General features: G+C 69.2%; 6 protein-coding genes. 2 read left to right on the top strand and 4 right to left on the bottom strand.

Going from position 1 to position 9,597, the window contains the following annotated elements; all coding sequences use genetic code 11:
• Window positions 1-53: 53 nt before the first annotated feature.
• The 4 genes from AC08OX_RS10705 to AC08OX_RS10690 all read right to left on the bottom strand — a co-directional run bounded on the left by AC08OX_RS10705 (window position 54) and on the right by AC08OX_RS10690 (window position 7,051).
• Window positions 54-1,211 carry a hypothetical protein gene (locus tag AC08OX_RS10705; protein ID WP_476607672.1) on the bottom strand — a complete coding sequence of 386 codons (1,158 nt, stop codon included), beginning with the start codon at window positions 1,209-1,211 and terminating at the stop codon, window positions 54-56.
• Window positions 1,204-3,093, bottom strand: a complete 1,890-nt coding sequence (locus AC08OX_RS10700) for a glycosyltransferase family 87 protein (RefSeq protein WP_476607671.1) — start codon at window positions 3,091-3,093, stop codon at window positions 1,204-1,206. The genes AC08OX_RS10705 and AC08OX_RS10700 overlap by 8 nt, the downstream gene beginning before the upstream one ends.
• A gap of 47 nt (window positions 3,094-3,140) precedes the next feature.
• On the bottom strand, window positions 3,141-6,302 hold the full coding sequence (locus AC08OX_RS10695; protein ID WP_476607670.1) for a transglycosylase domain-containing protein: 3,162 nt from the start codon (window positions 6,300-6,302) through the stop codon (window positions 3,141-3,143).
• Between the two features lie 341 nt (window positions 6,303-6,643).
• Window positions 6,644-7,051, bottom strand: coding sequence for a DUF5318 family protein (locus tag AC08OX_RS10690; protein ID WP_476607669.1), 408 nt, complete (start codon window positions 7,049-7,051; stop codon window positions 6,644-6,646).
• A 388-nt stretch (window positions 7,052-7,439) separates the two neighbouring features.
• Here AC08OX_RS10690 and AC08OX_RS10685 point away from each other — a divergent pair, with 388 nt between their 5' ends.
• Window positions 7,440-8,258 carry a PadR family transcriptional regulator gene (locus AC08OX_RS10685; protein WP_476607668.1) on the top strand — a complete coding sequence of 273 codons (819 nt, stop codon included), beginning with the start codon at window positions 7,440-7,442 and terminating at the stop codon, window positions 8,256-8,258.
• Window positions 8,259-8,374: 116 nt separating this feature from the next.
• Window positions 8,375-9,448, top strand: coding sequence for an inositol-3-phosphate synthase (locus tag AC08OX_RS10680; protein ID WP_476607667.1), 1,074 nt, complete (start codon window positions 8,375-8,377; stop codon window positions 9,446-9,448).
• The last annotated feature ends 149 nt before the right edge of the window (window positions 9,449-9,597 follow it).

Raw genomic sequence — 9,597 nt, 5'->3', positions numbered from 1 at the left:
CCCCCGATGCCAGGGGCCCCCGCATTGCGCCGAAGGCGCCATGGGGGGAAAGGCTAGTCCACCCACTGTCCCTGCGTGAAGGCGACGACCAGGGCTGCCATGATCGGCGTACCGGTACATAGATATACCGACTGTACCCAGCTCTGCCGCGCGGCGGCTCGCGCGAGCATCAGATACAACGGAAAGGCCACTAAAATTCCACGGATTCCCGATGCATAATAATTCGTGCAGGCCATTATCGCGGTCATCACGCCGAGGAAGGTCGCCTCACCCCACCGTCTCCCGGCCAGCAGGATGATGGTCAGCAGCACCCCGACGACCACCGCGAGCAGTTCCCCGCGCCAGAACCAGACGAAGGTCGACGCACCGTTGCCATCCGTGGCCGATGCCCAGGTGGCGGTCCAGCCCGACCAGGGCCAGTCGAGGCCTCGGTGCCAGCCGTCCCGCATCGCGTCCGTGTAGGAGCCCCAGCCCCCGGTGCGAATCCTGAGATAGCCCAGGTAGGCGAGGACGGGGACGGGTGGAAGCCCCAGCGACAACGCCGGCCGGGCGAACACCGGGAGGCCGGCGGAGCGTCGGCTCGCGACGTACTGCACAGCCAACGCGACCCCGAAGGGAATACCGCTGATCCTGGCGGATGCCGCCCCGGCGCCCAGCAGGCCGGCCAACCACCAGCGGCGGCGACGTGCCGCCAGCCAGGACGCCGTCGCGAACCCCAGGAAGATGCCCTCCGAATAGGCGGCGAACAGGAACACCGCGTAGGGGAAGCAGATGAGGCTGAGGACGGCGAACCGCGCCGCGGGCTTGCCGACCTCGTCCGCGGCCAACCGCCACAGCGCGGCGACCGCGACCGCACCGGCGAGGAACGACACGACCAGACCCGCGACGATCCAGTCCGGAACGACGATATGGACGATCCGCATCGCGATCGGGAGGCCGGGAAAGTCGACTTCTGTCCGGTCCGAGTAGGCGGGGGAGAGATAACCGTACCGGGCGACCTTCGTGAACAGGCCGACATCCCACCGGTCCCAGAGCGTGCGCAGGCCGGGAGCGTTTCGCGCCGGCGCCGAGGTAAGGACCCGCGCGGCGGCGAGCGCCAGCAGGGCGACCGCGACCCGGCTCCCGAACCAGATCGGCAGCGTGGCCCGGACCGGCTCCGGCAGCCGGGCCCAGGCCGCTCGGACCATCCCCGGTCCGATCGGATCATGCACCGCCGGACCCGGCCCCGTCGGCGCTGCCGGCGGCCGGGCCTCCGGCCGGCTCGCCGGTGGCCGCCGCCGTAACCCACGCCGGCCGGCCGCCGCGTACATCGGGGGCATGGTCCAGCACCCCGCCCGCAGGGTCGTCAACGGCGTCCGGATCGCCGACGGCAGCGGAGCCGACCGTGACACGCGGATCACCCGGGTACGCCATTCCGCCGGTCCGCACGATGTCGGTATGCGGATGCAGGATCTCCCGGACGACGAATCCGGCCAGGACGAGCAGCACCAGGTCGCGCAGGGCCACCGCGCCGACGAACCATCCCCGGTCGATGCCGTGACGACCCTGCGTGTCGTTGTAGATGAAGTGCATGAATCGGGTGAACAGCACCCACGCCTCACAGACCTGCCACAGCAGGAACAGCCTCCATCGGGGCCGAGCCAGTGCCGCCAGCGGTAGCAGCCAGATCGTGTACTGGGGTGAGAAGACCTTGTTGGTCAGCAGGAAGGCGACGACGAGCAGGAACAGCACCTGCGGCAGACGGGGCCGGCGCGGTGCGAACCAGGTGAGTAACCCGATGGCGACCACCGAGACCAGCAGGGCCGCCCCAGTGATGATGTTCAACGTGGAGATGGGCAGGCCGTTGTTCCGCAAGCCCTGCAGGATCATCGGGAGGGCGACGACGATCGTCACCCAGCCGGCCGCGGCCACCGCGATGACCAGCCGGCACGCATCGGGCCGATGATGGATCGCGGCCGCGGCCACCGCGACGAGGACGACGGCAGTGAGCGCGGAGACCACCAGGTGCAGTGCTCCGAACCAGGCCGGGTCGTAGCGGCCGGCAAGCCAGGTCGCGCCGAACGCCAGCGAGTCCCAGTCGGCGCCGCGGTCGGAGTTCAGGTCGAAGAACCGGGCGATGGCGTTGCGGGCCCCGTCCGAACCACCACCGACCAGGCGGATCCAGTCACCACCTCGCCAGAAGGTCGACCAGATGCTGTCGCCGACGCGGGCGTTCTCCGCGTTGAAGTAGCCGGCGGTCAGCCATAGCGGGACGACGACCACCAGCACCGTCACCGCCGCCGCGCAGACGGTCCGGGCCAGTTCGCGCAGCCTCCCAGCCCGGAGGCAGAGAAAAGTCAACCCTAGCAGGAACAGGGCCGGATAGAGCTTCGTGAGGATGCCGAGTCCGATCAGCATCCCGGCGAGCTTCGGAGCCCGCCTGGACCAGGCAAGCAGGCCGCCCGCCGCGAACGCCACCGCGATGATGTCCCAGTTCGTCAGCAGATGCAGCACGAGGGTCGGCGCCAGCGCGAACAGAGCGGCGTCCCAGATCCGCCTCGATCCGGCCGTCAGCGCGGTGCAGCACACCGCGACCGAGGCCACGATCAGGAACAGCAGGGCGGTGAGGTCGTAGAAGACGGCCGACCGCATGTCCATCGTGTAATGGTCGAAGACGCGCTCGCCGTTCTCCTCCCGGTAGACCGCCCGCGGTCCGTTCGCGAGACCGGCAGGCCAGGCGACGAGCTGCATGGTGGCGCCGATCAACGGCGGATACTCCGTCGGGTAGTCCAGATAGGGGATCTTCCCGTCGACCAGCCCCTCCTGGCTGTACAACGCGACGATGTCGGAGTAGCACAACGCCGTGTACTGGTGCTCATGCGTCCAGTTCCGGGTGTCCCGGCAACTGATCTTCTGGGTGTAGCCGAGGACCCCGGCCACGATGACCATTGCCATCAGCACCCGCAGCGGGGTCAGCCAACCACGCCGGTCGGGCACGGCCGCGTGCTCACCCGGCGGCCCACCGATGAGCTGGCTTGCCCCCGCGACGACCGGGTCCTCCCGGGCCGGGCTGACGCGGACGGGGGACGCCGGGGACATGGCCATGCCCGTCATTCTCGCCCCATGACAGCCCATGACCAGCACTGAACTCGACCTCCCGGTCAGTTGAACGGGTCGGAGAAGATCCCCGTCTGTCGAGCCGGCCGGCCCGCCTGGCCGGCATCCTGCTGCTGACCACCGCCGTTGCCGTTGCCACTGGGGTTCAGGAGATCGCCCAGGTTGACGCCGGTATCGCCGGGCTGGCTCGATGAGGCGCTCGGCGCCGGGGTGGGTGTGGGAGTCGGCTCGGGCTCGTTATCCTGCACGAGGCCACCGAAGGCCGGCGGGTCGAACTTCGACGGCGGCACCCCCGTCAGCGCGGCGTCCATGAACGCCTTCCACACCTTGGCCGGGTAGGTACCCCCGTAGACGCCCTTCTCGGCGCCGGGAATGCCCTTCAGCACATCCTGCTCGGTGCCATTGCCCCGGAACATGTTCACGCAGGACGCGAGTTCCCTGGTGTACCCGCAGAACCAGGCCGACCGGAAGTTGGTCGACGTCCCGGTCTTGCCGGCGGCCTCCCGCCCGCCGTCCAGCCGGGCCCGCTTTCCGGTGCCACTCGAATCCGTCAACACACTCTGCAGGGCGTACGTGGCGTCGCGGGCCACCGTGGCCGGGATGACCTGCTTCACATCGGGGGTACCCGAATAGATCACCTGCCCGTTGCCGTCGACCACCTTGTCGACGATGTGCGGTGTGGCCCGCACTCCGGCGCCGGCGAGGGTCGCGTAGACCGTGGTCATATCCACCGCGTGCACGTCGTCCTGGCCCAGCGTGATACCCGCTTCGTTGCGAAGCTGGGTGCTGGCCGGGATACCAAGGTCGCGCGCGGTCTTGATGATGTTCGAGACGCCGATGTTCTGCCCCAGCGGTACGTACACCGTGTTGATGGAGCCCGCCGTCGCCTCGATGAGGTTCTTGTATCCGAGATCGCCCGCCTCACCCTCGTCGTTGCTGACCACGTAATTCCCCGGCAGTGTGATCTTGGCGGGAGCGGCGAAGGTCGACTTGAGGTTGATGTTCTGACGCAACGCGGCGACCAGAGTGATCGTCTTGAAGGTGGAGGCGGACTGCACCTGCGCCCCTGACACGTTGTCGACGTACTGCTCGTGGCCCTGTGCGTCCTTGCCGTAGAGCGACCCGCCGTACCAGGCGAGGATCCTGCCGGTCCCGGGTTCTATCGCGGTGAGCCCGGTACGCAGATCCGGCACGGCGGCGTACGCCGGGCCCAGCACGTCGCTCACCGCCTGGAAGGCCTTGAACTGCCGCCCCTTGTCGATCGTGGTCGTGATGCGCAGTCCACCGCGGTTGATCTGATCCTCGGTGATCTTCCCGACGGTCGTAAGCTCACGTTTGACCTGATCGCGGATGTACGCGATCTGGTCGGACGAGGCGGCGGTATCCTGCGCCTTCGCGGCCACGGGTGGGGGGCTCTGCTGGGCGAGCCCCGGCGGAGCCCAGCCCTCGGCGACCATCGTCGCGACCACGTCGTGCCAGCGGTTCGCCGCCGGACCCGGGTTCTTGGCCGGGTCGAGGTAGTTGGGTGATCGGATCAGGCCCGCGATGACCGCTCCCTGGGCGGGGGTGAGTTTGGCGGCCGAGGTGTTGAAGTAGGCTTTCGCCGCCGCTTCGATACCGTAGGCGCCCCGGCCGAAGTAGATCGTATTCAGGTAGAATTCCAGGATCTGTCCCTTGGAGTACTTCTGGCCCAGCTTCACCGCGAGCACGATCTCGCGCATCTTGCGGGTGAAGGTCCGCTCCTGCGACAGGTACGCGTTCTTGGCGTACTGCTGGGTGATGGTCGAACCACCCTGCAGCTCCCCGCCGGTGACGTTCACGTAGAGCGCCCGGGCAATGCCCTTGGGAGAGATACCGGGTTCGTGATAAAAGTTCTTGTCCTCGGCCGCGAGCACCGCGTGCTGCATGTCCACGGACACTTCGGCGAGCGGCACGTCGGTGCGGTTCACGGTGCCGATCCGGGCAAGCTCCTCACCGTTGTCCTGGTGCGAGCCGGCCGGCGGTCCGTAGAAGATGATCGACGTCTGGTCCGTCTTCACCTCGGCAGGCAGCGGGACCCGGGTCGCCGCGTAGATGACGCCGATGCCGGCGGCGAACAGGAGAAGACCGGAGAAGAAGCTGGCGAAGACCAGACGGCGCAGCCAGCGCGGGCGCCGTCGCCACCACATCGGGCCGTGTCGCCCCTGGCCCGGCCGGGGGGCCTTCCCGTTGCGGCGCCCGGGTCCTCCCGCCCCGCCCGGGACACCCATCTCCGCCCGGGAGGATCGGCCTGGCCCGGCCCGCCCTGGACCGGTCCGGCGGGGCTCGATCCGGCGGGGCTCGATCCGGCGGGGCTCGATCCGATCCGCCATCCGGCGGGTAGCGGCCGATCCGCTTCCCTCCCGTGCCCGGCTCCGGACGGCCATCAGCTCGGTGGCGCGGGTGAGGTCGCGCCGACCGGCCACCCGCTGAGCGGGCGTCACCTCGGTCATGCGGTCGCGGTCCGACACACCGTTGCGACGGCCATTCCGGGAGTCCCGCTCCGGCATCACCTTGTGGTAAACGGTGGCGTCCACGGTGCGTTCCCGGACATCGACCCGTCGTAGGGCCTCCTGGTCGACAGTGTCGTACAGGGTGTTGACCTCGCCGGCTGTCCGGTCTGCCGGCTGGTCCGGCCCACGATCGGGGACGCCGCGGTCAGAGGCGGTCCGATCGGAGAACCCACGGCCGGGAACCCGCCGAGTGGGGGCCGCCCGACCGGAGGGCGCGCCGCCGCCTCGGCGACGACCGGTCGCCTCGCCGACGGGCATGCCGGGACGAGCGCTGGACGGTTCACGGCCGGGCGCGTCGGACTTCCCGATGCCATGGTCCGGCACCCACCCCCCGACGGCGGCACCGGCACCCCGACCGGTCCCACCATCCGGCGGCGTGTTCGTCCTCGCCGCGGCGGGGGGAGCCGCGGGCGGCACGAGAACGGTGCGTTCCCCTCTCCCGCCGGTGGGCCGGCCCGTCGGCGGCACCAGCCGGCGTCCCTGGGCCTGGCCTGCCTGGGCCTGGCCGGGCCGGGCCGGGCCTGGCCTGGCCTGCTCCGGCCGCCGGGCGCGGTCCGGGGGTACCCGGTCCGCGGTTACCCGGGACTGGCCGTCCGGGTTAGGCCATGCTCGGTCAGGTGCAGGACCACCCCGACTAGAGCCCTGATCGTAGGGAGAGCTCACCAACCGCTCCATCCGTCGCCGCGGGACTCCCCGGTACCCGGACCGCCGCAGGAGACGGGCCGGCGCCCCCAACCATCACCGAAGGTCCGATTTCCACAGGATCTACAGAACCGGCCCGTCTCGGCCCGGACCGTGCACGATCCCGGCGACCACCGGTCCACCATCGGACCGGGGCCGACTACGTGATGTTCGCTCACTCGCCGCATTCACCCGGCGAGGCTGTGACGAGGTCAGCCCATGGTGGATGCGACGCCAGGACCTGCCATGAGACCCACATGGCAGACCAGGGTCTCACGCCGAATTCCGCCCCCTCGCGCAGGGCGTCCTTTGCGCCTCTCGGGGACGACCAGCCGTCAGCGGTCCGCGGTCCGCCGCCGGATCTGCTTCTTCGCCTTCGGCTCCCCCGTCCCGATCACATAAGAAGTGACCAGGTGGTTCCAGCCGCAGGGCGGACACACCTCCACCACATAGATCCGCAGCTCGCTGTACCTCGACGCGAGCGCGGGGAGCTCCCTGGTGGTGCGAACCCGCCCGGAGCTCTCCCCGAGCTCGTCGCCGTAGGCGTAGGTGACATGGATGAGCGGATCGCCGCCTCGGCAGACCGGGCATCGCTTCGTGGTCCGCTCACCGTGGTACCTGGCCGCCCGCAGCAGATAAGGATGCGCGGCGCAGACATCCAACGACGAGATCCTGCCCGCGAAGAGATCCGCCAGCGTCGCCCGGCGGGCGAGCGCGTAGTCGATGACCGACCGCGGACGCATGCCAGCAACGGTACGCCGGAGCCGGCTTCCAGACAGACGGTCCGCACAGACGGTCCGCACAGACGCCAAACCGGTCTCCCAGCTCCACATCCCGACCGTGATCCGGATGACAGTGCGAGCCCGCCCGCACCGGGATCTGGCCGCGCGGGGCCGATGGTCCGGCCGGGGTCGGGATGCACCGGCAGGGCGCCTATCTGTCATCTCCCGGTCGCCGACTGGTCATTCCTGGTTGCGGTGCTCGTCCCGCGACGTCTATCCTCAATGTATCGCTCCGATATGTCGAGCCGACCGTTCCGCGGGCCGTGGTGGTCGACCACCACGGCCCGCGGAACGGTCGGCGGCGCATCACGGGACATCACGGGGCATCACGGTCGAGAAGGGGTGGATCATGCTGGAGCTGGCGGTCCTCGCCCTGCTCTCCGAGAGCCCTATGCACGGCTATGAACTGCGCAAACGGCTCGCGGCGCTCCTCGGCGCGTTCCACCGGTTCAGCTATGGCTCGCTCTATCCCTGTCTGCGTCGTCTCGCGTCCGCCGGCTACGTCACCGCGGACGACGTCGGCGCCGCGAGCCGTCTCGGCGGGCGCAGTCGGGTCGTCTACACCTTGACGGGCGAGGGCAAGGAGAAGCTCGCGGACCTGCTGGGCGAGGGCGGACCGTCGTCCTGGGAAGACGAGATGTTCGGCGTGCGCTTCGCCTTCTTCTCGAAGACGGACGCCGCTGTCCGCCTCCGCATCCTCGAAGGTCGCCGCGGGCGGCTCGAGGAGCGCCGGGAGAAGGTTCGATCGGCCCTGACCCGGACCGTCGAGCGTTTCGACTCCTACACACTCGAGTTGCAGCGCCACGGCCTGGAATCGGTCGAACGTGAGGTCCGCTGGCTGAACGAGCTGATCGAGACCGAACGCGCCGGCACCCCCGCCGGCACCCAGAGACCACAGCTGTCCACAGGATCCACAGGTTTGTCCACAGCCCCGTCCACAGGATCCGTGCAGCCGGGGGTACCCGTCGTCGAACCAGCCCGCCCCAGCGGGCCGGGAAGCCCTCCGGCGCAGGCGGACCGCCAGGACGACCCGCGCGCACGGGATGGCGGCTCACCTGCCGACGGCGACGCACACCTGAACGTGAACGTGAACAGGCGTGGCCGGAGCAGGCGGGCCCCGCGGACAGCCGGCCAGGACCCCGACGGCGAGGTCCCGACCACCCGATGAACGTCATCCCGTAGCGGGTCCCTGTTCCCGACCAGCATGATCGGGAATGCCGCGGCGGAGCTGCGTGCCCCATATGACCCACTTCCACGAAGATCTCAGCTAAGGAGCAGACCGTCATGGGCTCGGTACGTGTCGCCATTGTCGGCGTAGGCAACTGCGCTGCCTCGCTGGTCCAGGGGATCGAGTACTACCGCGATGCCGACCCGTCGGCCCAGATCCCCGGGCTGATGCACGTGCGGCTGGGCGAGTACCATGTCTCGGACCTGACATTCGTCGCCGCGTTCGACGTGGACGCGAAGAAGGTCGGCCGCGACCTCTCCGAGGCCATCGCCGCCAGCGAGAACAACACCATCAAGATCGCGGATGTCCCGCCGCTCGGGGTCACCGTCGGCCGCGGCCACACCCTCGACGGCCTCGGCCGCTACTACCGGGAGACCATCGAGGAGTCGGACGAACCGCCGGTTGACGTCGTCGCAACCCTGCGGGAGACCCGTGCCGACGTACTCGTCTGCTACCTGCCGGTCGGCTCCGAGGACGCCGCGAAGTTCTACGCCCAGTGCGCCATCGACGCCGGCGTCGCCTTCATCAACTGCCTGCCGGTGTTCATTGCCGGGGTGCCCGAGTGGGCGGAGAAGTTCCGCGCGGCCGGCGTGCCGATCGTCGGCGACGACATCAAGTCACAGGTCGGCGCGACCATCACCCACCGGGTTCTGGCGAAGCTCTTCGAGGACCGCGGCGTGATCCTGGATCGGACCATGCAGCTCAACGTCGGCGGCAACATGGACTTCAAGAACATGTTGGAACGCGAGCGGCTGGAGTCCAAGAAGATCTCCAAGACGCAGGCCGTGACCTCCCAGGTCTCCCACGACCTCGGCAGGGACAACGTGCACATCGGGCCGTCGGACTACGTCGCCTGGCTGGACGACCGCAAGTGGGCCTATGTCCGCCTCGAGGGACGTGCCTTCGGCGATGTGCCGCTGAACCTCGAGTACAAGCTTGAGGTATGGGACTCCCCCAACAGCGCCGGGGTGGTCATCGACGCGGTGCGCTGCGCCAAGATCGCACTCGACCGGGGCATCGGCGGCCCGGTCCTCTCCGCCTCCTCCTATTTCATGAAGTCCCCGCCGGAGCAGTACCGCGACAACGAGGCCCGGGACAGGGTAGAGGCGTTCATCCGCGACGAGGGCTGATCGAGGGCTGATTCCTCGTCGTCCTCATCTTTCTCGTCGGGTCCTCCTCATCGGATCGGCCGGCCAGCGGACCCGGTCGGAAACACAAGGTCCGGCCGCCCGGAGGGGGCGGCCGGACCTTGTGCCCCGAGCCGACCAGTCTGGTCCTA

The sequence above is a fragment of the Frankia sp. CoBUL1 genome (assembly GCF_978021245.1).
This window is presented reverse-complemented; position numbering and strand designations above follow the sequence as displayed.

What these genes read in the sequence shown, in the direction of transcription:
- AC08OX_RS10700 (WP_476607671.1), bottom strand. Translation starts at nt 3,093, where the DNA reads ATGACGGGCATGGCCATGTCCCCGGCGTCCCCCGTCCGCGTCAGCCCG.
- AC08OX_RS10695 (WP_476607670.1), bottom strand. Translation starts at nt 6,302, where the DNA reads ATGGAGCGGTTGGTGAGCTCTCCCTACGATCAGGGCTCTAGTCGGGGT.
- AC08OX_RS10690 (WP_476607669.1), bottom strand. Translation starts at nt 7,051, where the DNA reads ATGCGTCCGCGGTCGGTCATCGACTACGCGCTCGCCCGCCGGGCGACG.
- AC08OX_RS10685 (WP_476607668.1), top strand. Translation starts at nt 7,440, where the DNA reads ATGCTGGAGCTGGCGGTCCTCGCCCTGCTCTCCGAGAGCCCTATGCAC.
- AC08OX_RS10680 (WP_476607667.1), top strand. Translation starts at nt 8,375, where the DNA reads ATGGGCTCGGTACGTGTCGCCATTGTCGGCGTAGGCAACTGCGCTGCC.